Source organism: Duganella sp. 3397 (assembly GCF_031456625.1).
Classification (GTDB): Bacteria; Pseudomonadota; Gammaproteobacteria; order Burkholderiales; family Burkholderiaceae_D; genus Rugamonas; species Rugamonas phyllosphaerae.
In genome coordinates this window covers 570107-593434 of sequence record NZ_JAVDVB010000001.1, presented here as the reverse complement: position 1 = coordinate 593434, position 23328 = coordinate 570107, and the positions used below count along the sequence as shown (strand labels likewise).

23 protein-coding genes and 1 riboswitch are annotated in these 23328 nt (G+C 64.1%); of the genes, 15 read left to right on the top strand and 8 right to left on the bottom strand.

Annotation, left to right across the window (positions count from 1 at the left end):
- Window positions 1-55 precede the first annotated feature (55 nt).
- On the top strand, window positions 56-682 hold the full coding sequence (locus J2X54_RS02625; RefSeq protein WP_310177405.1) for a 5-formyltetrahydrofolate cyclo-ligase: 627 nt from the start codon (window positions 56-58) through the stop codon (window positions 680-682).
- 62 nt (window positions 683-744) lie between these two features.
- On the opposite strand, the gene metF is transcribed toward J2X54_RS02625, so the two are convergent.
- The 3 genes from metF to ahcY all read right to left on the bottom strand — a co-directional run bounded on the left by metF (window position 745) and on the right by ahcY (window position 3424).
- Complete coding sequence (gene metF, locus J2X54_RS02620) at window positions 745-1572, bottom strand: methylenetetrahydrofolate reductase [NAD(P)H] (protein WP_070246576.1); 828 nt, start codon at window positions 1570-1572, stop codon at window positions 745-747.
- A complete protein-coding gene (locus J2X54_RS02615) occupies window positions 1559-1915 on the bottom strand; it encodes a phage holin family protein (RefSeq protein WP_070246577.1) in 357 nt (118 codons plus the stop codon). Before J2X54_RS02615 ends, metF begins: the two co-directional genes overlap by 14 nt.
- A gap of 81 nt (window positions 1916-1996) precedes the next feature.
- On the bottom strand, window positions 1997-3424 hold the full coding sequence (gene ahcY, locus J2X54_RS02610) for an adenosylhomocysteinase (RefSeq protein WP_310177400.1): 1428 nt from the start codon (window positions 3422-3424) through the stop codon (window positions 1997-1999).
- A 26-nt stretch (window positions 3425-3450) separates the two neighbouring features.
- Window positions 3451-3517, bottom strand: a riboswitch (S-adenosyl-L-homocysteine riboswitch).
- Window positions 3518-3620: 103 nt separating this feature from the next.
- On the opposite strand from ahcY, the gene J2X54_RS02605 reads away from it, so the two are divergent.
- Together J2X54_RS02605 and J2X54_RS02600 are read left to right on the top strand one after the other, a co-directional pair.
- Complete coding sequence (locus tag J2X54_RS02605) at window positions 3621-4790, top strand: AraC family transcriptional regulator (RefSeq protein ID WP_310177398.1); 1170 nt, start codon at window positions 3621-3623, stop codon at window positions 4788-4790.
- 50 nt (window positions 4791-4840) lie between these two features.
- Complete coding sequence (locus J2X54_RS02600) at window positions 4841-5440, top strand: hypothetical protein (protein ID WP_310177396.1); 600 nt, start codon at window positions 4841-4843, stop codon at window positions 5438-5440.
- A gap of 53 nt (window positions 5441-5493) precedes the next feature.
- On the opposite strand, the gene metK is transcribed toward J2X54_RS02600, so the two are convergent.
- Window positions 5494-6666 (bottom strand): methionine adenosyltransferase, encoded by a 1173-nt coding sequence (gene metK / locus J2X54_RS02595; protein ID WP_310177394.1) that lies wholly within the window; start codon window positions 6664-6666, stop codon window positions 5494-5496.
- Window positions 6667-6802: 136 nt separating this feature from the next.
- Here metK and J2X54_RS02590 point away from each other — a divergent pair, with 136 nt between their 5' ends.
- Genes J2X54_RS02590 through dapF form a run of 3 tightly spaced genes read left to right on the top strand, consistent with a single transcriptional unit; the run spans window position 6803 to window position 9458 of the window.
- Window positions 6803-7717 carry a lysophospholipid acyltransferase family protein gene (locus tag J2X54_RS02590; protein ID WP_310177393.1) on the top strand — a complete coding sequence of 305 codons (915 nt, stop codon included), beginning with the start codon at window positions 6803-6805 and terminating at the stop codon, window positions 7715-7717.
- Window positions 7714-8592, top strand: a complete 879-nt coding sequence (locus tag J2X54_RS02585; protein WP_310177391.1) for a lipid A biosynthesis acyltransferase — start codon at window positions 7714-7716, stop codon at window positions 8590-8592. The genes J2X54_RS02590 and J2X54_RS02585 overlap by 4 nt, the downstream gene beginning before the upstream one ends.
- A gap of 2 nt (window positions 8593-8594) precedes the next feature.
- A complete protein-coding gene (dapF, locus tag J2X54_RS02580; RefSeq protein WP_310177389.1) occupies window positions 8595-9458 on the top strand; it encodes a diaminopimelate epimerase in 864 nt (287 codons plus the stop codon).
- Here dapF and J2X54_RS02575 read toward each other — a convergent pair.
- Window positions 9455-10657, bottom strand: a complete 1203-nt coding sequence (locus tag J2X54_RS02575) for a hypothetical protein (protein WP_310177387.1) — start codon at window positions 10655-10657, stop codon at window positions 9455-9457. The two genes, dapF and J2X54_RS02575, sit on opposite strands and share 4 nt — an antisense overlap.
- 408 nt (window positions 10658-11065) lie before the next feature.
- Between J2X54_RS02575 and J2X54_RS02570 the strand changes: the two genes are divergently transcribed.
- From J2X54_RS02570 to J2X54_RS02530, 9 genes are all read left to right on the top strand, one after another.
- Entirely contained in the window at window positions 11066-12127 is a 1062-nt protein-coding gene (locus tag J2X54_RS02570) for a porin (RefSeq protein ID WP_070246586.1), read from the top strand.
- A gap of 105 nt (window positions 12128-12232) precedes the next feature.
- On the top strand, window positions 12233-12901 hold the full coding sequence (locus tag J2X54_RS02565; RefSeq protein ID WP_070246587.1) for a DUF484 family protein: 669 nt from the start codon (window positions 12233-12235) through the stop codon (window positions 12899-12901).
- Between the two features lie 2 nt (window positions 12902-12903).
- Window positions 12904-13926 carry a tyrosine recombinase XerC gene (locus J2X54_RS02560; protein ID WP_310177383.1) on the top strand — a complete coding sequence of 341 codons (1023 nt, stop codon included), beginning with the start codon at window positions 12904-12906 and terminating at the stop codon, window positions 13924-13926.
- Between the two features lie 135 nt (window positions 13927-14061).
- Window positions 14062-15129: a GTP-binding protein gene (locus J2X54_RS02555; RefSeq protein ID WP_310177382.1), complete on the top strand. Its 1068-nt coding sequence runs from the start codon at window positions 14062-14064 to the stop codon at window positions 15127-15129.
- A 139-nt stretch (window positions 15130-15268) separates the two neighbouring features.
- The gene (dksA, locus tag J2X54_RS02550; RefSeq protein ID WP_019924723.1) at window positions 15269-15712 is read left to right on the top strand and encodes an RNA polymerase-binding protein DksA; all 444 of its coding nucleotides are present in this window, start codon (window positions 15269-15271) and stop codon (window positions 15710-15712) included.
- A 157-nt stretch (window positions 15713-15869) separates the two neighbouring features.
- Entirely contained in the window at window positions 15870-16412 is a 543-nt protein-coding gene (gene hslV, locus J2X54_RS02545) for an ATP-dependent protease subunit HslV (protein WP_070246589.1), read from the top strand.
- On the top strand, window positions 16409-17755 hold the full coding sequence (hslU, locus tag J2X54_RS02540; RefSeq protein WP_208599994.1) for an ATP-dependent protease ATPase subunit HslU: 1347 nt from the start codon (window positions 16409-16411) through the stop codon (window positions 17753-17755). The genes hslV and hslU overlap by 4 nt, the downstream gene beginning before the upstream one ends.
- Window positions 17756-17889: 134 nt before the next feature.
- Entirely contained in the window at window positions 17890-18102 is a 213-nt protein-coding gene (locus J2X54_RS02535; protein WP_310177378.1) for a hypothetical protein, read from the top strand.
- 210 nt (window positions 18103-18312) lie between these two features.
- The gene (locus J2X54_RS02530) at window positions 18313-19056 is read left to right on the top strand and encodes a helix-turn-helix domain-containing protein (protein ID WP_070246591.1); all 744 of its coding nucleotides are present in this window, start codon (window positions 18313-18315) and stop codon (window positions 19054-19056) included.
- A gap of 95 nt (window positions 19057-19151) precedes the next feature.
- Here J2X54_RS02530 and J2X54_RS02525 read toward each other — a convergent pair whose 3' ends face one another.
- From J2X54_RS02525 to gspF, 3 genes are read right to left on the bottom strand one after another with little or no spacing between them, the layout of a single operon-like run.
- The gene (locus J2X54_RS02525) at window positions 19152-21380 is read right to left on the bottom strand and encodes a patatin-like phospholipase family protein (protein ID WP_310177374.1); all 2229 of its coding nucleotides are present in this window, start codon (window positions 21378-21380) and stop codon (window positions 19152-19154) included.
- Window positions 21381-21394: 14 nt separating this feature from the next.
- Window positions 21395-22087, bottom strand: coding sequence for a type II secretion system protein N (locus J2X54_RS02520; RefSeq protein WP_310177372.1), 693 nt, complete (start codon window positions 22085-22087; stop codon window positions 21395-21397).
- A gap of 15 nt (window positions 22088-22102) precedes the next feature.
- Window positions 22103-23323, bottom strand: a complete 1221-nt coding sequence (gene gspF, locus J2X54_RS02515; protein ID WP_310177370.1) for a type II secretion system inner membrane protein GspF — start codon at window positions 23321-23323, stop codon at window positions 22103-22105.
- Between the last annotated feature and the right edge of the window lie 5 nt (window positions 23324-23328).

Here is a 23328-nt window from a genome sequence, read left to right as displayed (position 1 = left end):
CTATTAGTCTTGAACCTGTAAACCAACCATGCCAACCATGCCAACCAAGCCAACCATGACCAGCGACCCTAGAATACCACGCAGCGAGAACGAAGCAATAGCCCCGTCCGCACCCGGCAAGGCAGAATTAAGACAGCAGTTGCTCGCTGTGCGGCGCGCCTTCGATGCCGACACGCGGGCGCGGTGGGACCAGGCGATCGGGCGCCAGGTGGTGGCGTGGTGGCGCGAGACGCGGCCAGCTACCCTGGGTGTGTACTGGCCGCTGCGCGGCGAGCCCGATCTGGCGGCGGCGTATGCGCAGCTGGCGGCGCTGGGCGCGCAGCTGCTGCTGCCGGTGGTCGTGGCCCGCGATGCGCCGCTCGAATTTGCCGACTGGCGCATCGGCGAAGCGATGGTCAAGGATGGGATGGGGGTGGCGGTGCCGGCCGACTTGCGCGTGCAGCCTTACCCGGCGGCGTTGCTGGTGCCTTGTCTGGGGTTCAATGCGCGGGGGTGCCGGCTCGGCTATGGCGGCGGGTTTTACGACCGGACCCTGGCGCGGGAGCCACGGCCGGTGACGGTGGGGATTGCTTATTCGGCGTCGCAGGTGGCGTTTGAGGCGGGTGGGTACGACGTGGCGCTGGATCGGATCGTTACCGAAACAACGCCCGCGTCAATTGGATTCCCGCCTGCGCGGGAATGACGGCTTTTCGGCTAGCTGACGATGTCTGCTCCGTCATCCCCGCGCAGGCGGGGATCCAATTTTCACACCAGCCGTTGCCACAACGCCGTCGTCGCCGCCGCCTGGTTCATGCTGTAAAAATGCAGCCCCGGCGCGCCGCCGGCCAGCAAACGCTGGCCCAGCTGCGTCACCACGTCCAGCCCGAACGCCTTGATCGAGGCCGAGTCGTCGCCGAAGCTGGCCAGCTTCAGGCGCACCCAGCGCGGAATCTCGGCGCCGCACATGTCGGAAAAACGCATCAGCTGCGTGTAGTTCAAAATCGGCATGATGCCCGGCACGATCGGCACGTCGATGCCCAGCTTGCGGGTTTGTTCGACGAACTGAAAGTACGCGTCCGCATTGTAGAAATACTGGGTGATCGCGGCGTTGGCGCCAGCCTTGATCTTGCGCTCGAACGCCAGCAGGTCGTCCTGCGGCGATTTTGCCTGCGGATGCACCTCGGGATAGGCCGCCACTTCGATGTGGAACCAGTCGCCGGTTTCCTGGCGGATGAACTCGACCAGCTCGTTGGCGTAGCGGAATTCACCGGCTGCGCCGTAGCCGCTGGGCAGGTCGCCGCGCAACGCCACGATGCGGCGGATGTTGTGCGACTTGAACTCGTTGAGAATCTCGCGGATCGATGCGCGGGTGCCGCCCACGCACGACAGGTGCGGTGCGGCGTCTTCGCCGGCGGCCAGGATTTCCACCACCGTGTCGAGCGTGCCGCGCTGGGTGCTGCCGCCGGCGCCGAAGGTCACCGAAAAATACTTGGGTTTCAGCTCGGACAGCTTGGCGCGCGTGGCGCGCAGCTTTTCCGCTCCTTCCACCGTCTTGGGCGGAAAGAATTCAATACTGAAATTATGATGTGCCATCTGCGTTCTTCAAAAGTAAGGTAGACAGGGCCCAGGAAATAATGCTGTACAACAGCGCGCCACCGACGGCCGACAGGAAGCTGTCCACGCTAAAGCCGGGCACGAATTGCGCCGCCAGCCAGAACGAAAAACCATTGATGATGAAGATAAACAGGCCCAGCGACACCACGGTCACGGGCAAGGTCAGGATCAGCAGCACGGGGCGAATCAGCGTATTGACCAGGGCCAGTACGAGAGCGGCAAAGAGAGCGGCGCTAATGCTTGTGACATTGACGGAATGCATCAGGTAAGGGATCGCCAGCAAGGCAACCGCATTGATTAACCAGGTAAGGACCAAACGCATAATAAATTCTCGCTGCAGTAAAAAATGTCGATAAAAAACAGGGCCGGCAAACTTCTGCCGACCCCGCTTGGATACCGTTAATTAATAGCGGTACGTGTCAGGCTTGTACGGGCCTTCGACGGACACGTTGATGTAGGCCGCCTGCTCCGGGGTCAGTTCCGACAGTTGCGCGTTGAGCTTTTTGAGCTGCAGGCGCGCGACTTTTTCGTCCAGGTGCTTCGGCAGCACGTACACGCCGACCGGGTATTTGCCGGTGTTGGCAAACAGTTCGATCTGGGCGATGGTCTGGTTCGCGAACGACGAGCTCATCACGTACGACGGGTGGCCGGTACCGCAACCGAGGTTCACCAGGCGGCCTTCGGCCAGCAGGATGATGCGCTTGCCCGACGGGAAGATCACGTGATCGACCTGTGGCTTGATGTTTTCCCAGGTGTATTTCTTGAGCGCGGCGACATCGATTTCGTTGTCGAAGTGGCCGATGTTGCAGACAATCGCCTGGTCCTTCATTTTGAGCATGTGCGCTTCGGTCAGGATGTGATAGTTGCCGGTGCAGGTGACAAAGATGTCGCCGTGTTCGGCAGCGTAATCCATGGTCACCACGCGGTAGCCTTCCATCGCCGCTTGCAGGGCGCAGATCGGGTCGATCTCGGTCACCCATACTTGCGCCGACAGCGCGCGCATGGCCTGGGCCGAGCCCTTGCCGACGTCGCCGTAACCGGCGATGACAGCCACTTTACCGGCGATCATGACGTCGGTGGCGCGCTTGATGCCGTCAACCAGCGATTCGCGGCAACCGTACAGGTTGTCGAACTTCGACTTGGTGACCGAATCGTTGACGTTGATTGCCGGGAAGGCCAGCTTGCCGTCCTTGTGCATCTGGTACAGGCGGTGCACGCCGGTGGTGGTTTCCTCGGTCACGCCCAGGATGTGCGGCAGGCGCTTGGAGTACCAGGTCGGGTCGATCGCCAGCTTGGCCTTGATGGCGTTGAACAGGCAGACTTCTTCTTCCGAGGTCGGGTTGCCGACCACCGAGATGTCCTGCTCGGCGCGGGCGCCGAGGTGCAGCAGCAGGGTGGCGTCGCCGCCGTCATCGAGGATCATGTTCGAGTACACGGCATTGCCGGCAGCGTCCGCTGGCCACTCGAAGATGCGGTGGGTGTAGTCCCAGTATTCGTCCAGGGTTTCACCCTTGATGGCAAACACTGGCGTGCCGGCGGCAGCGATGGCGGCGGCGGCATGGTCCTGGGTCGAGTAAATATTGCACGAAGCCCAACGCACGGTGGCGCCCAGCGCTTCCAGCGTCTGGATCAGCACGGCGGTCTGGATGGTCATGTGCAGCGAACCGGTAATGCGCGCGCCCTTCAACGGCTGGGCTGCCGCGAATTCTTCGCGGATGGCCATCAGGCCCGGCATTTCGGTTTCAGCGATCTTGATTTCCTTGTCGCCCCACGGGGACAGGGAGATATCGGCGACCAGGTAGTCTTGCAGAGGTTTGAGTACGGCGTTCATCACGCCCTCCTTTCAGTTAGAAAAAAGTAACGTGAGCGCGGTTGCAGATTCCGAGCCTGGCGAAAAGGATTCGTCGCAGCGCTCCTCGGAACATGCATTTTAGCACCGTAGCGCCGAACATCGCCAAAAAAAGCGGCGTAGCGGGTATGCCACGTCGCTATACTGGCGCAAAAGACAAGTTCACCAAGGAGCGCACTTGATACGATTCGGCCCCTGGAGCACCACGCTGGGCCTGGCGGCGGGATTCGGCGCGCTGGTGGCGTTTCTGCTGTGGCGCGCACCCGGCAACCGGGCTGCGCACCGCTTGCTGGCGGCCTTGTTGCTGGTGGCGGTGCTGCGGTTGATGCCCTACGTGCTCGGCTTTGCCGGCGCCTATGACGCCTGGCCGTGGCTGTCGTTCGCGCCGTTCCAGCTCGGCCTGGCCATCGGGCCGCTGGTGTATTTGTACTTGCTGCGCCTGGCCACGCCGGCGCTGCCGCCGCGCTGGGGCTGGCATTTGTTGCCCGCGGCGCTGGAACTGGCCTACCTGCTGGGCGCGTTCGCGCTGCCGCTCGGCCGCAAGATGGCCTGGAACAACCACGTGCACGAGCCGTGGATCGCGCCGCTGCTGGACGTGGCCGGTGCGGTATCGCTGGCCGCGTACCTGGTGTTGGCGGTGCAGCTGCGGCGGCGCTACCTGCAATGGTTGCGCGAAAACGTCAGCGACCAGGATGCCCGGCGCCAGCCGTGGATCGGCACCACGCTGGCGGCGCTGGGACTGTGGCTGCTGGTGTCCACCGGGTTCGACCTGTACAGCAGCGTGGTCGACAAGCTCAACTATTACGACCGCTTTCCGCAATACCTGGCGTTTTCCGCGATCGTGCTGTGGCTGGGACTCGAAGGCTGGCGTTACGCCGGGCACCCGTTTGTGCAGATGGCCACTGCGGTGGTGGCACCCCCGGCCATACCAGCACCCGCTCCTTCGGTCGCCACGCGCGACTGGCACGCCACGGCGGCCAACTGGCACGCACAAATCCGCGACCAGGGCTGGTGGCGCCAGCCGGGGCTCACCCTGGCCGATGTGGCCCGCCACCTGGGCACCAATGAGAGCTACGTCTCGCGCGCCTTCAACCTCGGCACGGGCCAGAATTTCAACGCTGTCATTAACGCGATGCGGGTGGAAGCGGTGCAAAGCCGGATGCTGGCAGACCATGGCGCCGAGTTGCTCACCCTGGCGCTCGACTGTGGATTCTCGTCCAAGGCCAGCTTCAACCGGGTATTTCGCGCACAGGCAGGCGCCAGCCCCAGCGCCTGGCGCGCGGCTCATATTATGAAAATCGGCGCAATGACGCCTTTCGAGGCGACATCGCCCGGTCCCCGAACCTAATCTGGCGGCACGTGGCGGGACCGTCCCGCCCGATTCACCGGGGAACAAGGATGCCGAAATTTTGTGCACTATTGGGAATGGGTTGCCTGGCGCTGTGCCTGCAAGCGCAGGCGCAGGCGCAGGAAGCTGACTGGGCCGAGCTGGCCGAACTGCCGCCAGCGACCGCGACAGCGGACCTGGTTGCCGGCGCCACGCCGGCACGACTGGGCGCCGCACTGGCAGGCGCCTGGCGCGGCAGCCTCACCTACCGCGATTACGGCTCGGGCAAAAAGGTGGTGCTGCCGACCAGCGCCAGCGTCACTGTCGCAGCGGACGCGACATTGGAGGTCGGCTTCATCTACGACGACGGCCCGGGCAAGACGGTGCGCTCCAACGATACCTGGGCGTTGAGTGCGGACGGTCGCAGCTTGCGCATGAAGCGCGACCAACTGGACGTGAGTGATTACAGGGCGGGAACAGGAGCGGACTTGTTGCTGGTGGTACTGGGCACCGGCACCGAGAACGGCACGCCGGTGCAGGTACGCATGGTGGTGCTGCGCCGTGGCGACGCCTTGACTATCAGCCGCGCCACGCAGCAGCCGGATCAGGCCTGGCTGCTGCGCCACCGCTATGCGTTCACGCTGGAACGCCCTGGCGCTTCAGACCGGTAATGCCGGCTGGACGCCTGCTGGCGCCCGGCACGACAGGTACAACGGCGACGGTATTAAGCCGGTTTCAGGCCCGCCGCATCGCGCAAAATCGCGGCCTTGTCGGTGTGCTCCCACGTGAATTCCGGCTCTTCGCGGCCAAAGTGGCCGTAAGCGGCGGTCTTGGCGTAGATCGGGCGCAACAGGTCGAGCATCTGCACGATGCCTTTCGGACGCAGGTCGAAGTGCTCCATCACCAGCTTGGCGATTTGCTCGTCCGGAATCACGCCGGTGCCTTCGGTATACACGGTGATGTTGATCGGACGGGCCACGCCGATCGCGTACGATACCTGCACCTGGCACTGGCGCGCCAGGCCGGCAGCGACCACGTTCTTGGCCACGTAGCGGGCGGCGTACGCTGCCGAACGGTCCACCTTGGTTGGATCCTTGCCCGAGAAGGCGCCGCCGCCGTGCGGGCTGGCGCCGCCGTAGGTGTCGACGATGATCTTGCGGCCGGTCAGGCCGCAGTCGCCCTGCGGGCCGCCGATGACGAAGCGGCCGGTCGGGTTGACCAGGTACTTGGTCTCGGTCAGCCATTCGCGCGGCAGCACCTGCTTGATGATCTCTTCGATCACCGCTTCTTCGATCTGCTTGTGCTGCATTTCCGGCGCGTGCTGGGTGGACAGCACGACCGTGTCCACGGCCACCGGGCGGCCGTTGACGTAGCGCAGTGTCACCTGTGACTTGGCGTCCGGGCGCAGCCATGGCAGGCGGCCATCCTTGCGCAGCTGCGACTGGCGCTCGACCAGGCGGTGGGCGTAGTGGATGGCCGCTGGCATCAGTTCCGGGGTTTCGTCGCAGGCGTAGCCGAACATCAGGCCCTGGTCGCCTGCGCCCTGGTCGAGGTCGATACCTGCGCCTTCATCGACGCCTTGGGCGATATCCGGCGACTGCTTGTCGTAGGCCACCAGCACGGCGCAACCACGGTAGTCGATACCGAAGTCAGTGTTGTCGTAACCGATGCGCTTGATGGTTTCGCGGGCAACTTGAATATAATCCACATTGGCGTGGGTGGTGATCTCACCCGCGAGCACGACCAGGCCGGTATTGCACAGGGTTTCGGCGGCAACGCGCGCTTTCGGATCCTGGGTCAGGATGGCGTCCAGGATCGCATCGGAGATCTGGTCCGCAACTTTGTCGGGGTGGCCTTCCGAGACGGATTCGGAAGTGAAAAGGTAGTCATTAGACATCGCAAGCTCCTGATAGTGACTAAAAAATGGTTGTCGCATACCAGTACGGCTTGCGACGCTTTAGCGATATTTATATCCCGCATCGCAAGTTGTCATTAACTCAGCGGTCCCTACTAACGTGTTATTTTACGCTTTTTTGAAAAAACTTGCTTCTCGTCCAGTACCAAAGCAGTCATCAACACAGGCACACAACACTTTCATGCTCGTACCCATTTTTCGTTTCCTTTCCATATTCCCCTTGTCCTTCCTGCACGCCGCCGGCAGCGCGCTGGGATGGGTGGTGTACCTGGCGTCACCGTCGTACCGGCGCCGCATGCGCTCTAACATGGCCCAGGCCGGCTACTCGCAACACCTGTCCGCCGCCATTGCCGAGGCCGGTAAAAGCATCATCGAGTTGCCGTTCATCTGGTGCGCCGATCCGGCGCGCGTCTCGCGCCACGCCACGCTCGAGAACTGGCAACTGGTGCAAACCGAGCTCGACGCCGGTCGTGGTATCGTCTTCCTCACGCCCCACCTGGGCTGCTTTGAAATCGTGGCGCAGGAAATCGCCCTGCGCACCGAGCTGATGGTGATGTACCGGCCGCCGAAAAAAGAAGCGCTGAAACCGCTGATCGAAGGCGCGCGCGCGCGCAAGAACCTGCTGCTGGCGCCGGCCAATATGAGCGGCGTGCGCATGCTGGCCAAGTTTCTCAAGAAGGGCCAGCCGATCGGCCTGCTGCCCGACCAGGTGCCGCAGGAAGGCGAAGGCGTATGGGCCAGGTTCTTCGGCCGCGACGCCTACAGCATGACCCTGCCCGCCAAGCTGGCGCAGATGGGCAATGCCACCGTGATCGTCACGTATGCGGAGCGCCTGCCGGGCGGCAAGGGTTACGTGATCCACTTCGTGCCGTTTTCCGAATCACTGGCGGGCGACACCGCCAGCCAGGCGCAAGCGATCAACACCGCGATGGAACACCTGATCGCGCGTAACCCCACCCAGTACTACTGGAGCTACAACCGCTACAAGGTGCCACACGGCATCGATGCGCCACAGACTGGAGAAGCAGCATGAAGCTCGTATTAGGATTGATGTGGCTGCTGCACTGGCTGCCCTTGCCCGTGCTGGGCCGCTTTGGCACATTCACCGGCAGCCTGCTGTTCATCGCCCTGCGCGCACGGCGCGAGATTACGCTGACCAACTTGCGCCTGTGCATGCCTGAGCTGACCGAGGCCGAACGCGTCACGCTGGCGCGCCAGCACTTCCAGGCCTATGCGCGCAGCATCTGGGAGCGCGGCATCCTGTGGTGGGCGTCGGAAGCACGGCTGAAGCGCCTGATCAAGGTGGAACCGGGCCCGGTGCCGGTGGCCGAAATGACCGCCAAACCCACGATTTTGCTGTGTCCACACTTCGTGTGCCTGGACGTGGCCGGCGCCTCGATCGCGATGGTGGCCAGTGCGTCGTCGATGTACGTGACACAAAAAAACGCCGCCTTCGACCAGGTACTGCGCGCCGGCCGGGCACGCTTCAAACCGGTCAAGCTGTTTACCCGCCAGGACGGCATCAAGCCGATCCTGCGCGCGCTGCGCGACAAGCTGCCGTACTTCATGCTGCCCGACATGGACTTCGGCGAAAAGGATGCCGAGTTCGTGCCGTTCTTCGGCATCGACGCCGCCACCCTGACCGCCACCGCGCGCATCGCCGCCACCACCGGCGCCCAGGTCATGCCGGTGATCGCCACTTTCCTGCCGAATTACCAGGGCTGGCGTGTGAAGTTCTACCCGGTGTGGGACAATTACCCGGGGCCCGACATGGTGGCCGCCACCCGCCGCATGAACGAATTCATCGAGGAGCGTGTACGCGAGGCGCCAGCTGAATATTTCTGGACGCACAAGCGCTTCAAAACCCGACCCAATGGCGAACCATCGTTGTATCCACGTCGTAAATAATTATGAAACTCAAATTCACCAAGATGCACGGCGCCGGCAACGACTTCGTGGTTATCGACGGCATCAACCAGCACATCGACTTCACCCCGGCGCAGTGGCAATTGCTGGGCGACCGCCGCTTTGGCGTGGGCGCCGACCAGATCCTGCTGGTGGAAAAGCCAACCCAGCCCGGCTGCGACTTCCGCTACCGCATCTTCAACGCCGACGGCGGTGAAGTGGAGCAATGCGGCAACGGCTCGCGCGCGTTCGTCAAGTTCGTGGCCGAAAAAGGCCTGACCGACCAGCGCAGCATCACGGTCGAAACCAAAGCGGGCGTGATCGCCCCGCGCCTGGAACCGGACGGCAGCATCACGGTGGACATGGGTGCGCCGGTGCTGGAAACGGCCAAAGTACCGTTCGACGCCGATGGCCTGCAGGGCCAGGCCCAGGCCCAAGACACGCTGTGGCCGCTGCTGCTGGAACTGGGTGGCGCGCGCGAGACGGTCTGGATCTCGGCGGTCTCGATGGGCAATCCACACGCGGTGCAGATCGTCGACGACGTGGAAACAGCGCCGGTGGAACTGACCGGCCCGCTGATCGAGCACCACCTGCGTTTCCCCAACCGCGTCAATGCCGGCTTCATGCAGGTGCTCGACCGCCAGCACGTCAAGCTGCGCGTATTCGAGCGCGGCGTGGGCGAAACCCTGGCTTGCGGCACCGGCGCCTGCGCGGCAGCGGTGGCCGGTATCCGTCGTGGTGTGCTCGACAGCCCGGTGCGGGTCGATGCGCGCGGCGGGCAGTTGTCGATCAGCTGGGCTGGCGAAGGCGAGCCGGTGTTGTTGACGGGACCGGCGGTGACGGTGTTCGAAGGCGAGATCGAGATTTAAAGGCAGGTCTTCAGGCGGTACAGCCGCTGGCGGTAATTCCCTTCCACGCAACCGCCCAGCAGGTCGAACTGCGCCACCACCTGGTCGAGCAGTTGCCGTTCCTGCGCCGTGCGCAGCGCGACCAGGCGCCGCTTGCTGCGCCCGTAACTGGCGCGGATATCGATCACCAGGCAATGGCCGTGATCGGCTGCTTTCACATCGAGTAACAACGCTTCGGCCCGGTTCAAGCCGAAGGCCCGCGCCAATGTCAGGCGCGCCGCCAGCAGCGGCTGGCGCACGGCCAGCGCCTGCAATGCTGCCGGCGCCAGTGCCTGAAGCCACGGCGCCTGGCGTGGCTTCAATGCAATGCGGTCCAGCTGCTGCTGCGCCTGTTCGCAACCCTGCGCTGCCGCCTTCTGCAACCAGTACACCGCGCGCACGTCGCCATCCGCTTGGTGGCGGCGGTGGCGCCACGCCACCATGCCGCACTCGCATTGCGCAACGCGATGACCGAGCTCGGCTGCGCGCTCCAGGCAGACTTGCGCCTCGGCCACGCTGCGCTGCGAAAACTCCGGCTTGCCATAGATGCGCGAGAGCGCGAACCAGGCATCGGGGTCGCCCTGCTCGCCGGCCAGCGTGAGCCAGCGGATCGCACGCTTGAAGTTGACGGTGGCGATGCCGTCCGGCTGCCGGCTGCCATCGCGCTGCATGCGTGCAAACCACAAACCGAGTGCCAGTTGCGCCGCGCGATCGCCCGCCTGCGCAGCGTGTTCGCGGTCTTCTGCTGCCGGCGCGCTGCTGTCTGCGGTGTGCTCACAGCAATCGAGCGGCACCGCACCGCTCAAGGCAGTCTCCACTGCAAGCGCTTGAAGGCGCGCCTGGTGCAGCAAGCCCTCCTGCATTTCCCCATCACTCGGTGGCGCCAGTTGCGCCAGCACCAGGCCGGCCTGCTCGACCCCGGCCGCGAACGCGCGCTCATACCACGGCAACACTTCGTCCACGCAATGCCGCGCATGTTCGAACGGCACGTGGCTGCCGATCAGCATCCACGCTTCTGCCTGCTGCTGGCGGGCGGCGCGGTTGAGCCAGTGCAGCGCGGTGGGCATATTGCGCGGCAGGCTGGTGCCGCCGAAAAGGTACAGCTTGCCCAGGGCCAGCTGGCAAGCGGGATCGCCGGCGCGCGCGCCGCGAATGACGCCTAGTTCAGCTCGATTGACCATCATTTAACCGGGGGAAGATTGATCAGGGACAGAGGGTTGGGAACTGCGCAGTTGTCGTCCAGTGTAGCGTGCGATCCACGCCACATCCTAGGGAAACCGCGCCACGGCTTGATCTCCCACAAATCGCGCACCCCGCCCGCGCTTGTAGCCTAGAGCTGTTTTAGTGCCTGATTAAAAGGATTTAGCGTCAACCCTTGCAAAGAAGGCGTGATCTGGCGGGCGTACACCCGCGTTTCAAAAAAACCACAAGCAGCCGTCGTTCCGGGGCTTTCAACCAAGACTAGCCTCTCCAATCGACCACTCCCGCGCATTTTGCCCGGCCAGCCATTAAGGTTCCGAACCAAGGACCTACCAGTACCGATACAGCGGCGGACGCTTGTTCGATCTACTTAAAAAAGGAACCTATCAATGAAGAAATCTCTCGTGGCCCTGGCACTTACCGGCGCGGTACTCGGCGCGCATTCCGGCGCGCAAGCGCAATCGTCGGTTTCCATCTACGGCACGCTCGACGCGGGCATTGCCAACCGCAGCGGCCCCAACACGCCCACCGTAGTGGGCAAGCGCGACAACAACAAGCTGGGCTTTCGCGGCGTCGAAGACCTGGGCAATGGCCTGAAAGCCTTGTTCCAGCTCGAGATCCGCTACGAGCCCGATACCGGCACGCTCGAAAGCAACACCCGGCCGCTGTTCCAGGGCCAGTCGCGGGTTGGCCTGCAAGGTAACTTCGGCACCGTGCGTCTCGGTCGCGGCTTGACCGCGTTCCAGGAAACCAGCACCGCCTACGAACCCTGGAGCGGCATGCCGGCCGTGGCCGGTTACCAGACCGACCTGCAAGTGGCCGGCTACACCAGCGATCCGCTCAGCGCCGCCGGCAACTCGCTCAACCGCTTCTCCAACGCGGTGTTCTACAACACGCCGCTGATTGCCGGCATCTTCCAGCTCAATGCCACGGTGGCGTCGAAGGAAGCCAACAACAACCCGGCCATTATCGGGCGGGGCACCGCGCTGGCGCCGCAGTTCCCGGCCAACAGCCAGGCTGCCGTGGTGCCTTACTCGGTCAGCGCCACGGCCACGCAGGGCAAGTTCTCCGCGTATGCCGCCTACGAGCGTAACGCGGTGGACACCACGCTGTGGTCGGTGGGCGCCTGGTTCAAGCCGATCGAACCGCTCAAGCTGATGGCCACGTACCAGAAGCAGGACCAGGAAGAAACCGTGTTCGTCAATCCCGAAACCAAGGCCTGGGTGTTGGGCGCCAACTACACCCTGGGTGCCGGCCTGATCCGCGCTGGCTACGGCCAGAAGCGCCCGGATAACCAGTTCAACGATCCGGGCATCGCCAAGACGCGCCAGTATTCGCTCGGCTACGACTACAACCTGTCGCCACGCACGTACCTGTACGTCGATGCGGCCCGCAAGAAGGCCGTCACCGCGTTCAACTTCGTCAGCGTCGGTATCCACCACAACTTCTGACCGCCAGGCGTGGCCAGCACGGACAAGGGCAACCTTGTCCGTTTTTTTTGTCCGCGTCGGGTAAAATGGCTGGTTAGTCCCAACCCCGATTTCGATAGAGCAGCCATGACCGTCCAACTGGATTCCACACTTGTCGCGCAGTACATCACCGAGCACCCGAACTTCTTCGACGAACACGCCGATTTGCTCGGTGAAATCAAGCTCGCCAGCCCCATCACCGGCCGCGCGGTCTCGCTGCAAGAGCGGCAAATGGAAGTCATGCGCGAGAAATACAAGACCTTGGAATTGCGCATGAGCAATCTGATGCGCCTGGCTTCTGAAAACGAAGCCATCGCCAACAAGTTCCACCGCTGGACCAAGGTGCTGCTCGAAGCGGAAGATGTGGGTTCCATGCCACACTCTGTGGTCAGCGGCCTCAAGTCCGCTTTCGATGTGCCGCAAGTAACGGTGCGCCTGTGGAATACCGCACCCGACTACGCCGGCGAATGGTTCACCAAGGACGTGACCGACGATGTGCGCATCTTCGCCAACAGCCTGCTGTCGCCTTACTGCGGCAGCAACAAAGATTTCGAAGCCGTGCGCTGGCTCGACGATTCCGCCAGCGTGGTGTCCACCGTGATCATCCCGCTGCGCAAGGCCGGCGACAAGCAGGCCTTCGGTTTGCTGGTGATGGGTTCGGCCGACGCCAACCGCTTCACCTCGCTGATGGCTACCGATTTCCTGGTCCACATGGGCGAAACCAGCAGCACCGCCCTGGCCTGGCTGCTGGCCTGACCATGGCAGGCGCGGGCGCCGGGGTGACCGCTGCCACGACGGCGACAGTGGCGACCGAGCCTGCGACCGACTTCCCTGCCGGCTCGACTGCCAGCCGCGACTGGATCGCCGATTACCTGGCGCACCTGCGCCACGGTCGGCAATTGTCAAACAACACCACGGCCGCCTACGGCCGCGACCTGGTCGAGCTGCGCACGCTGGCCGATGGCCGCGACTGGGCCGACATCGATCACTTCCTGATCCGCCGCCTGACGTCCAAGCTGCATGCGCGCGAGCTCGACCCGCGCTCGATCGCCCGCAAGCTCTCGAGCTGGCGCGGCTTTTTCGACTGGCTCGGCACCCAGACCACGCTAGCCGCCAACCCGGTGCAAGGCGTGCGCGCGCCCAAGTGCGCCAAGACCCTGCCACGGGCGCTGTCGGTGGACGACGCCATGCAACTGGTGGCGCCGGTCCAGATGAAGCTGCGCGCCGGCACTGGCGAAGGTCACGGCGCCGAGCCGGCCGAGCTGTGCAACCGCGCCATGTTCGAGTTGCTCTATTCGAGCGGCTTGCGGGTGTCGGAGCTGGCCGGCCTGGACGCCATCTCGGGCAAGGACGCGCTCGGCTGGGTGGTGATGGAAAACCGCGAAGTCATTGTCACCGGCAAGGGCAACAAGCGCCGCGTGGTGCCGGTGGGCCGTGCCGCGATGGACGCGCTGGCCGCCTGGCTGGCGGTGCGCCCGGCCCCGTCCGACGGCAGCGCTGCCTTGTTTTTAAGCACGCGCGGCACCCGCGTCTCGCCGCGCGTGATCCAGCAGCGCCTGCAGGCGCACGGCGTGGCCAGCGGTGCACCGGTGCACGTGCATCCGCACATGTTGCGCCACTCGTTTGCCTCGCACGTGCTGCAATCGTCGGGCGACTTGCGGGCGGTGCAGGAAATGCTCGGTCACTCCAGCATCAGTTCCACCCAGGTGTATACGTCGCTCGACTTTCAGCGCCTGTCCGAGGTGTATGACAAGGCGCATCCGCGCGCAAAAATCAAGTAACTAAGCAGCGCAGATAGTACTGACGCGCCTCAATCGGACGAAACATGGCTCCCATTGATTTTCCGGCATAATCTGCGATTGCATTTTTGCACTTGATCCCCATCTAGGGGGCCCACACACCAGACTGGCGCGCATATGATACCTACCACGATCCTGACCGGCTTTCTTGGCGCCGGCAAGACCACGCTGCTCAACCGCATCCTGCAGGAACCGCACGGCATGCGCATTGCCGTGATCGAAAACGAGTTTGGCCAGGAAAACATCGACAACGAGATCCTGGTCCAGGACAGCGGCGAACAGATCGTCGAGATGAATAATGGCTGCATCTGCTGCACCGTGCGCGGCGACCTGATCGTGGCACTGTCGAGCCTGGCGCAAAAGCGCGAAGCCGGCGAACTGACCTTTGACCGCGTGGTGATCGAAACCACCGGCCTGGCCAACCCGGGCCCGGTGGCGCAAACCTTCTTCGTGGACGAGGAAGTAGGCGCTCACTTCATGCTCGACGCGGTGGTCACGGTGGTCGATGCGCGTCACGCCATGGACCAGCTGGACCAGCACGAGGAAGCCCAGCGCCAGGTGGGGTTTGCCGACAAGCTGCTGCTGTCGAAAACCGATTTGGTCACGCCGGAAGAACTGGCCACGCTGACCGCGCGCCTGAAACGCATCAACCCGCGCGCGCCGATCAGCACCGCCGACTTCGGCCGCGCGCCGCTGGCCGAGGTGATGGACCTGAAAGGTTTCAATCTCAACGACAAGCTCGAACTCGACCCGGACTTTTTGGAAACCGACCAGGTCCACGACGACGACCACGTGCATGACGAGCACTGCGGCCACGGCCATGGTCACCAGCATGACCACGCCCATGAGCACGGCCACGAGCACAACCACCACCAGGGCCACCACAGCGACGACATTGCCGCGTTTGTGTTCAAAAGCACACGCCCGTTCGACACCGCCAAACTGGACGAATTCCTCGGCGGCCTGGTCAATGTCTACGGTCCTCGCATGCTGCGCTATAAAGGGGTATTGTTAATGCAGGACGCCGATCGGAAGGTCGTGTTCCAGGGCGTGCACCAGATCATGGGCAGCGACCTGGGCGCCAAGTGGAGCGAGACTGAAGTTCGTGGCAGCAAAATGGTATTTATAGGTAAAAATCTGCCAAAAGATATCTTTATTAGCGGATTAGAACAATGTCTGGTATAAACTATCCGGGTTTTGTGGGGATAGCATAAACACCACACCAAGCTGGCAAGCCACTGGCGGATACCGGTGCAGCGTAACGGCCTGGGGCCCTTCTGCTGATCAATTTGAAAACTCTGTCGTATCGAAGGTAAGCGAAGTTATGACCACTAAAACTAATAAATCGACCGCAGCCGAGCGCATCCTGACCGAAGAAGAAATTCTCAAGATGGATGAGAAGGACTACATGAACCCGGCGCAGATGGCTTTTTTCAAGGCGAAACTGCAACAGCTTGAAAAAGAGCTGCTCAAGAACGCCGGCGAAACCACCGAGCACCTGCGCGAAACCGTGCTGGTCCCCGATCCGGCCGACCGCGCCACCATCGAGGAAGAGCATGCGCTGGAACTGCGCACCCGCGACCGCGAACGCAAGCTGCTGAAAAAAGTCCAGCAGTCGATCGTGGCCATCGACGGCGGCGACTACGGCTGGTGCGAAGAGACCGGCGAGCCGATCGGCATCCCGCGCCTGATCGCCCGCCCGACCGCCACGCTGTCGCTCGAAGCGCAGCAGCGCCGCGAACTGAAGCAAAAGCTGTACGGCGACTAAGCCCGGCAGCAACCCTCCCCAAGCACGCGCCTCACCCCGCGTGCTTTTTTTTGTCCTGTCGCCGTGTCCGGCTCAGGGATTGCAATTGCGTTTTTTGTCCCCATTTTCCCCTTCAAGACGCAGTGCGGCATCAACCAACTGAATATTTGAGGTCAACATGGAACAATTTCACGGCACCACCATCTTGTGCGTGCGACGCGGCAAGGATGTCGCGCTCGGCGGCGATGGCCAGGTCACGCTCGGCAACATCGTCATGAAGGGCACGGCCCGCAAGGTGCGCAAGGTTTATAACGGCAAGGTCCTGGTCGGTTTCGCCGGCGGCACTGCCGACGCCTTCACCCTGCTCGACCGCTTCGAAGGCAAGCTGGAAAAGCACCAGGGCAACCTGCTGCGCGCCTCCGTCGAGCTGGCCAAGGACTGGCGCACCGACCGCGTGCTGCGCCGCCTGGAGGCGATGCTGCTGGTGGCCGACAGCGAATCGACCTTGGTGATCACCGGTAACGGTGACGTGCTCGAGCCCGAAGACGGCGTGGGCGCGATCGGCTCGGGCGGCACGTATGCCCAGTCGGCCGCCAAGGCGCTGGTGGAAAACACGGAACTCTCGCCTGCGGAAGTGGTCAAAAAATCACTGACGATTGCCGGCCAGTTGTGCATCTACACCAACTTGAACCACATCATCGAAACACTGGAACCCGCATGAACATGACTCCCCAGGAAATCGTCGGCGAACTCGACAAACACGTGGTCGGCCAGGGCAAGGCCAAGAAGGCCGTCGCCATCGCGCTGCGCAACCGCTGGCGCCGTCAGCAGGTGGAAGAACCGCTGCGCCACGAAATCACGCCCAAGAACATCCTCATGATCGGTCCCACCGGCGTCGGTAAAACCGAGATCGCCCGTCGCCTGGCCAAGCTGGCCGATGCGCCGTTCATCAAGATCGAGGCCACCAAGTTTACCGAAGTCGGTTACGTCGGCCGCGACGTGGATACCATCATCCGCGACCTGATCGACATCGGCATCAAGCAAACCCGCCTGGCCGAAATGGCCAAGGTACGCGCCCGCGCCGAAGACGCCGCCGAAGACCGCGTGCTCGACATCCTGCTGCCGCCACCGCGCGACTTCGGCTTCCAGCCGAACAATGCCGCGCCGGCCGATGCGCCGAAGGAAGGCGACAGCACGCGCCAGACCTTCCGCAAACGCCTGCGCCAAGGTGAGCTCGACGACAAGGAAATCGAGATCGACATCGCCGACGCCGGCCCGCAAATGGAAATCATGGCGCCGCCGGGCATGGAAGAGATGACGGAACAGATCAAGACCATGTTCTCGGGCATCGGCAACACCCGTAAAAAGGCGCGCAAGGTCAAGATCAAGGAAGCGATGAAGTTCCTGGTCGATGAAGAAGCCGCCAAGCTGATCAACGACGAGGAAATGAAGCAGAAGGCGATCCAGAACGTCGAGCAGAACGGCATCGTGTTCCTCGACGAGATCGACAAGATCGCCACCCGTTCCGAGATGGGCGGCGGCGACGTCTCGCGCGCCGGCGTGCAGCGCGACCTGTTGCCGCTGGTGGAAGGCACCACCGTCAACACCAAGTACGGCATGATACGCACCGACCACATCCTGTTCATCGCGTCCGGCGCGTTCCACCTGGCCAAGCCATCGGACCTGATTCCCGAGCTGCAGGGCCGCTTCCCGATCCGGGTGGAACTGGAATCGTTGTCGATCGCCGATTTCGAGCGCATTCTCACCAGCACCGATGCCTGTCTGACCAAGCAGTACGAGGCGCTGCTGGCGACCGAAGACGTCAAAGTGGAATTCTCGCAGGAAGGCATTACGCGCCTGGCCGAAATCGCCTTCTCGGTCAACGAGCGCACCGAAAACATCGGCGCGCGCCGGCTGTACACGGTGATGGAAAAGCTGCTGGAGGAAGTGTCGTTCAGCGCCAGCGAAACCAGCGGCAAGGTCGTCACGATCGACGCCGCGTATGTCAACGAGCGGCTCGATGCGCTGGCGGTCAACGAGGACCTGTCGCGCTACGTGCTTTAACATGAAAGCTCGCAAACCTACTGCGCGGCCTGCTATCGCCTCTCCGTTGCTCAGCGTACCTTCGTACGCTTCCGCTACTCAAAACGACAGCAAGCCGCTCGCTACGGTTTTCAAGCTTCCATAGGAGAACAGCGATGGCGAATAAAGCATTGGCAACGCGGCAAAAGAAACAGGTCGCACCTACCAGGGTGCCGCCATCGCCGCCACCGCGCAACCCGGTGGCGGTCGCTGCCAAGGCACGCGCTGGGGGCGCCGGACCGCATGCCAAGCCGCCGTCTACCGAGCGCCAGGCCGCCAAGCGACAACTGGCAAATATTGCGCTCAAGCCCGATCCCGACGAGTCATAAAAAAGGCCTCGAACATCGCTGCGGTGTTCGAGGCCTTTTGCTGGAATTGGTTTGGATCTTTGGCGGACACCGGTGATGGCGTCCGCTCCGAATCCATGCAAGCAGTGTGCGCCACTTACGGCGCCAGTCCTAGCGTGTTGTCCCAGGCATCACTTCTCGCCACGCCTGGTATCGTGATACGATACCTTTCGACTCTCCACCAGGCGTATCATGAGCTCTCCCGAATTGCTGTTGCAGGTGCTGCGCACGCAAATGCGCACTGCCGGCGTCACCTATAAAATGCTGGCCGAGCGCATCGGCATGAGCGAATCGAGCGTCAAGCGCATGTTCGGGCAGCAAGACATGTCGCTCTCGCGGCTGGCCCAGATCTGCAAGGCGGCCGGCGTGCCGATGGAAGACGTGCTGCGCGGCGCCGCCGACGCCACCCCGCAAACCGACGCCCTCACCCTCACCCAGGAAAAAGCGCTGCTGGCGCATCCGCACCTGCTGCTGATGGCGATTTGCTGCCTCGGCCACTGGACCGTGGAGCAGGTACTGGAAACCTACAATCTCACCGAACCCGAATGCATCATGCTGCTGGCCGAACTCGACCGACTGGGCGTGATCGAACTAAAGCCGTTGAATCGTTACCGGCTGCGCGTATCGAACGCGTTTCGCTGGCTGCCGGACGGCCCGGTGCAGCAATTCTTCCGCGATCACGCGGTCAGCGATTACTTCAGCGGCAGCTTCGCCGGCGCCGGCGAGACCCTGCTGTGCCTGCCCGCGCGGCTGTCGCTGCCCAGCGCCCAGGAACTGGTGGGCCGCATCCAGCAACTGGCCGGCGAACTGGCGCGCCTGCACCAGGGCGACCGCAAACTCGCCCCCGGCGACCGTGACGGCTTTACGCTGCTGGTCGGTTTCCGGTCATGGGAGTTCGCCGCCTTCACCGCCCTGCGCCGCGCCGAAACCCGCTGATATACCCAAGGTTCGGGGTCAGTGCCGACATTTAGACACGGCCTCAAGCGCTATAAGCTGGGCTCGTGTCCGAATGTCGGCACTGACCCCGAAGTTCACCACACCGGGCCCAGGAACAGGTAGCCGCTGGTGCTGCCGTCGCGGGTCTTGCCGGCGCCGAAGTACAGTGGGCCGAACCGCGTATCGACCGAGATGAAGGCGCTGGCTGCCTGGCGCAGGGTGTTGCGGTGCAGGGAGGCGCTGTCGCTGTAGGCGCCGCCGGTTTCCAGCGAGAAGCCTACTCGCACGTCGCCGCCCAAGGCGGCTGGCATGCTGCCGATGCTGCGCGCAGTCACCACCCGCGCCAGCATGGTGCGGGCGCCGGCCACCGATTCGGGCATGGTGCCCGACAGGCGCAGGAAGCCGCCCAGGTTCGACGTGGACGACGCGCCCCGGTTGCGCGACCATTCGCCGTACAGGTGGCCGGCCCAGCGCTCGATGTGGAATGCTTCGAGCCATTGCACGCGCTGCTGGGTGGCCACGGCGGCATTGGCATCGCCGTTCTGGCGTCCCTGCCATTCGATGTTGAACAGCCGGCCGCGGGTGGGGAAGGCGATGGTGTCGAGGCTATCGACGTTGTAGGAGACCGCGCGCACGGTCTCGCGGTCGCTGATCACCTCGGGCTGGTAGGGGATGCTCTGCTGCGAGTTGGCGCGCTGACGGGACACGCTGTAGCGCAGGTCGCCCCAGCGGCCCAGCTGGCGCCCGATCGCAAAGGTCGCGCTGTGGGCGTTGTAGCCGTAGCGGGCCTGGCGAAAGCCGCCCGTATCGAAGATGTCGCGCGTGACGATGCCGTGTTGCAGCGACGGCGCCACGTACCATTGCGAGCCCGCGCCCAGCGGTTGCCAGAACTGGGTGCCGAAGGTGCGCTGGGTACCGAGGTTGACCACCGTGCGCAATTCGGCCCCCCAGTCGTTGACCGACGACAGCACGTGCATGAACTTGAACTGGAAGGTGTTGTTGTCGTGCGAGTCGCTGCTGAACTCGAGCCCCACGCGCAAGCGGCTGCGGGCCCAGTCGGCCTCGGTCGGCTTGATCAGCACGCTGCGGCCATCGCCGTCGTCGCGCACCTCGGTTTCCACCCGCGCCAGGTCGCCGCGGCCGAACAGCGAATTGCCGGCACGCTGGGCCTGCTCGCCGGTGACCATCTGCCCCACTTTCAGGCCCGATTGCACGGCCAGTTCTTGCGGATTGATGTGGCCGCTCGGCGCGACGTCGAGCCTGGCCAGGCGCATCGGCTGGTCGATCGGCACCGGCGCCGACAGCCGGCTCAATTCGTACGACGCATACTGCGCCTCCGGCAGCGCCAGGCCAACCAGCTTGTCGCTCATGGCGCGCACCGCCGCCTCGCCCGCCCGCATGGCGCGGTCGTGGCGGCCAAAATCGAGAAAGCCGATGCCGCCCAGGTCGGGCGCCAGCAGGATGTCGCCGGGCCGCAGTTCCTTGAGCGAGCGCTGGACGTTCTGCTCGGTGAGGATTTGCAGCATCTGCTGCGCCACGCTCACCGCACTGACCAGTTCCTTTTCCTGCGCCAGCGGCGTGCCCACGTTGACGGCAATGATGATGTCGGCGCCCATCTCGCGCGCCACGTCCACCGGCAGATTGCGCACCAGGCCGCCATCGACCAGCAGCCGGTCCTTGATGCGCACCGGCGCAAACACGCCCGGCACCGCCAGCGACGCGCGCATGGCCAGGAACAGCGGCGTATCGGACAACTCCACCAGTTCGCCGGTCACGAGGTCGGAAGCGACCGAGCGGAACGGCAGTTGCAGCAGGTTGACCGGCTTGTCGCGCGCGCCGTGCGGCAGCACGCGCGTGAGCGCCAGTTCCAGCGCCTCGTTGCCGGCAGCGGCCGGCGGCAAGGTCACGCCGTCCCATTGCGCGCCCAGTTCGATGCGCGAGGGCAGCAATAAATCCTCTTCGCGGCGGCGGAACACCAGCTCGTCGCGCGGCGGACGGTCGGCCACCACCGCCGCCCAGTCGGTGCGCCGCACCAGCAGTTCCAGCTGCTCGACCGAGCTGCCGGCCGCGTACGCGCCGCCGACCACGCTGCCCATGCTGGTGCCCACCACGATATCGACCGGCACCCGCAATTCCTGCAACGCCCTGAGCACGCCGATATGGGCGAAGCCGCGCGCACCACCGCCCGAGAGCACCAGCGCCACCTTGGGACGCGGCTTCGATTGCACCTCGGGCTTGGCCGGGGAGACGGGTTGGGCAATTGCTGCCGCGGACAAGAAAAAGCCGCAGCACAGGGCTGCGGCCAGGAAACGAAAACCTGTCATGGGCTGGACCCGGTTCATTGTTGGCGGCCGAAGCCGGGGACCGGGCCGATCGCGTTGGGGTTGCTGGGGTTGTTGGCGTTGTTCGGATTGTTGCCATTGCCGTTACCGTTACCGTTAGCGGGCACACCGGGATTATTCTGCGGCCGCGGATTTTGCGCGCCGGCAGCCGGCGGCACCGTGCCGGCCGGTTGCATGGCCGGGGCCGGCTGCATCTGCACCTGCGGCGCGGGCATCGCCGGTGGTGGCGGTGGCGGCTGCACCGGCTGGATCGCCGGCAGCGCAGGTGCGGTGCTGGTGGCGCCGGCATCGCTGGGCAAGTCCAGGCGCTTGATGGCGCCGCCTTCGGACAGCAGCACGAACTTCGGATAAATCTCCTTGACGATCACGCCGGGCACCAGTTCGCGCCCCAGTCCATACGCCTGGGCCGGCTGGTTGTCCACCACCACGATGGCGGCGCTGTCGCGGTCGCTGCCGCTGGCGCCGGCGGCCACCACGCCCTTCAATTGGTAGTTGCTGGCGGCAGCCACCGTGATCTGGCCGCCGAACAGGCCCTTGGCGGCGTCGAGGTTGAGGACGGCCGGCGGCGCCGGGGGCGGCGCGGCAATCGCGCGCTGGCGGGGCTGGTTGAACTGCAACACCCAATAGGCCAGCGACGCGCACAACAGCGCCACGGCCAGGACGGTAACAAACAGGGGCAAACGCTTCATAACGGTCTTTCCGGGTCAGCGCACAAGCTGGTTGATTTCGATAATGGGCATCAGCACCGCCAGCACGATCAGCAGCACCACCACGCCCATGGCGAGGATCAGTGCGGGTTCGAGCAGGCCGGCGATGGTGAGCGTGCGACGTTCGAGGTCGGCTTCCTGGGCAGACGCGGCACGGTCCAGCATGGCCGGCAGCTCGCCGGTGATTTCGCCGGCGCGGATCATGTGCACCAGCATCGGCGGGAAGTGGCGCTGGGCCGACAGCGATCGCGCCAGGCTCACGCCTTCGCGCACGGCGTCGCTGGCCTCTTCCACCAGTTCGCGCATGGCGACGTTGGACAAGGTGTCGCGGCTGGTTTCCAGCGCGCGCAGGATCGGCACGCCGGAGCCGGTGGTGATCGCCAGGGTGCTGGCAAAGCGTGCGGTGTTCAAGCTGCGCTCGAACTTGCCGTACAGCGGCGCCGTGAGCAGCCAGGTGTGCCAGCGGCGCTTGAGCGACGGATTTTCCAGCGCCCGCCGCCAGGCGAACCAGGCGCCGATCAGCGCGATCGCCACCACGATGCCGTAATTGCGCACGAAGTCGGAAATGGCCAGCATGATGACGGTGAGCAGCGGCAGTTTCTGCTTGGTGTTGGCAAACACCGAGACGATCTGCGGCACCACGTAGGTGAGCAGGAAGATCACGATGGCAAACGCCACCACGGTGACGATGGCCGGATAGGTGAACGCCAGGCGCACCTTTTGCACCAGCGCGTTGCGGCGCTCGATGTAGTCGGCCAGGCGCGAGAGCACGCGCGACAACTGGCCGATCTGCTCGCCGGACGCCACCAGCGCGCGGTAAATTTCGGCAAAGTCGCGCGGGTGGCGCGAGAGTGCGTCCGACAGCGCGGCGCCGCCGATCACCTCGGCGCGGATCGAGGCGATCAGGTCGCGCAGGTACGCGCGCTCGGCCTGTTCCAGCAGCGCGGTAAACGCCTGTTCCAGCGGCAGGCCGGCCTCGAGCAGGCTGGCCATCTGGCGCGTAAGCAGCGCCAGCTCGGTGGTGGACAGGCGCTCGCCGAAGCCGCGCCGCTTGGCCACGCCGGCCGCGTCAAGCTGGGCGGCAATGGCGTCCACCTTGAGCGGCACCAGGCCCAGCGTGCGCAACTCGGCGCGCGCCGAACGGGCGCTGTCGGAGTTGAGCACGCCTTTCCTGGTGGCGCCGCCGGCATCGACGGCTTCGTAACGGAATGCTGGCATCTTGG

Coding starts and splice junctions, on each gene's coding strand:
- J2X54_RS02625 (WP_310177405.1), top strand. CDS start 56: ATGACCAGCGACCCTAGAATACCACGCAGCGAGAACGAAGCAATAGCC.
- metF (WP_070246576.1), bottom strand. CDS start 1,572: ATGGCACATCATAATTTCAGTATTGAATTCTTTCCGCCCAAGACGGTG.
- J2X54_RS02615 (WP_070246577.1), bottom strand. CDS start 1,915: ATGCGTTTGGTCCTTACCTGGTTAATCAATGCGGTTGCCTTGCTGGCG.
- ahcY (WP_310177400.1), bottom strand. CDS start 3,424: ATGAACGCCGTACTCAAACCTCTGCAAGACTACCTGGTCGCCGATATC.
- J2X54_RS02600 (WP_310177396.1), top strand. CDS start 4,841: ATGCCGAAATTTTGTGCACTATTGGGAATGGGTTGCCTGGCGCTGTGC.
- metK (WP_310177394.1), bottom strand. CDS start 6,666: ATGTCTAATGACTACCTTTTCACTTCCGAATCCGTCTCGGAAGGCCAC.
- J2X54_RS02585 (WP_310177391.1), top strand. CDS start 7,714: ATGAAGCTCGTATTAGGATTGATGTGGCTGCTGCACTGGCTGCCCTTG.
- dapF (WP_310177389.1), top strand. CDS start 8,595: ATGAAACTCAAATTCACCAAGATGCACGGCGCCGGCAACGACTTCGTG.
- J2X54_RS02575 (WP_310177387.1), bottom strand. CDS start 10,657: ATGGTCAATCGAGCTGAACTAGGCGTCATTCGCGGCGCGCGCGCCGGC.
- J2X54_RS02570 (WP_070246586.1), top strand. CDS start 11,066: ATGAAGAAATCTCTCGTGGCCCTGGCACTTACCGGCGCGGTACTCGGC.
- J2X54_RS02565 (WP_070246587.1), top strand. CDS start 12,233: ATGACCGTCCAACTGGATTCCACACTTGTCGCGCAGTACATCACCGAG.
- J2X54_RS02560 (WP_310177383.1), top strand. CDS start 12,904: ATGGCAGGCGCGGGCGCCGGGGTGACCGCTGCCACGACGGCGACAGTG.
- J2X54_RS02555 (WP_310177382.1), top strand. CDS start 14,062: ATGATACCTACCACGATCCTGACCGGCTTTCTTGGCGCCGGCAAGACC.
- dksA (WP_019924723.1), top strand. CDS start 15,269: ATGACCACTAAAACTAATAAATCGACCGCAGCCGAGCGCATCCTGACC.
- hslV (WP_070246589.1), top strand. CDS start 15,870: ATGGAACAATTTCACGGCACCACCATCTTGTGCGTGCGACGCGGCAAG.
- hslU (WP_208599994.1), top strand. CDS start 16,409: ATGAACATGACTCCCCAGGAAATCGTCGGCGAACTCGACAAACACGTG.
- J2X54_RS02535 (WP_310177378.1), top strand. CDS start 17,890: ATGGCGAATAAAGCATTGGCAACGCGGCAAAAGAAACAGGTCGCACCT.
- J2X54_RS02530 (WP_070246591.1), top strand. CDS start 18,313: ATGAGCTCTCCCGAATTGCTGTTGCAGGTGCTGCGCACGCAAATGCGC.
- J2X54_RS02525 (WP_310177374.1), bottom strand. CDS start 21,380: ATGACAGGTTTTCGTTTCCTGGCCGCAGCCCTGTGCTGCGGCTTTTTC.
- J2X54_RS02520 (WP_310177372.1), bottom strand. CDS start 22,087: ATGAAGCGTTTGCCCCTGTTTGTTACCGTCCTGGCCGTGGCGCTGTTG.
- gspF (WP_310177370.1), bottom strand. CDS start 23,323: ATGCCAGCATTCCGTTACGAAGCCGTCGATGCCGGCGGCGCCACCAGG.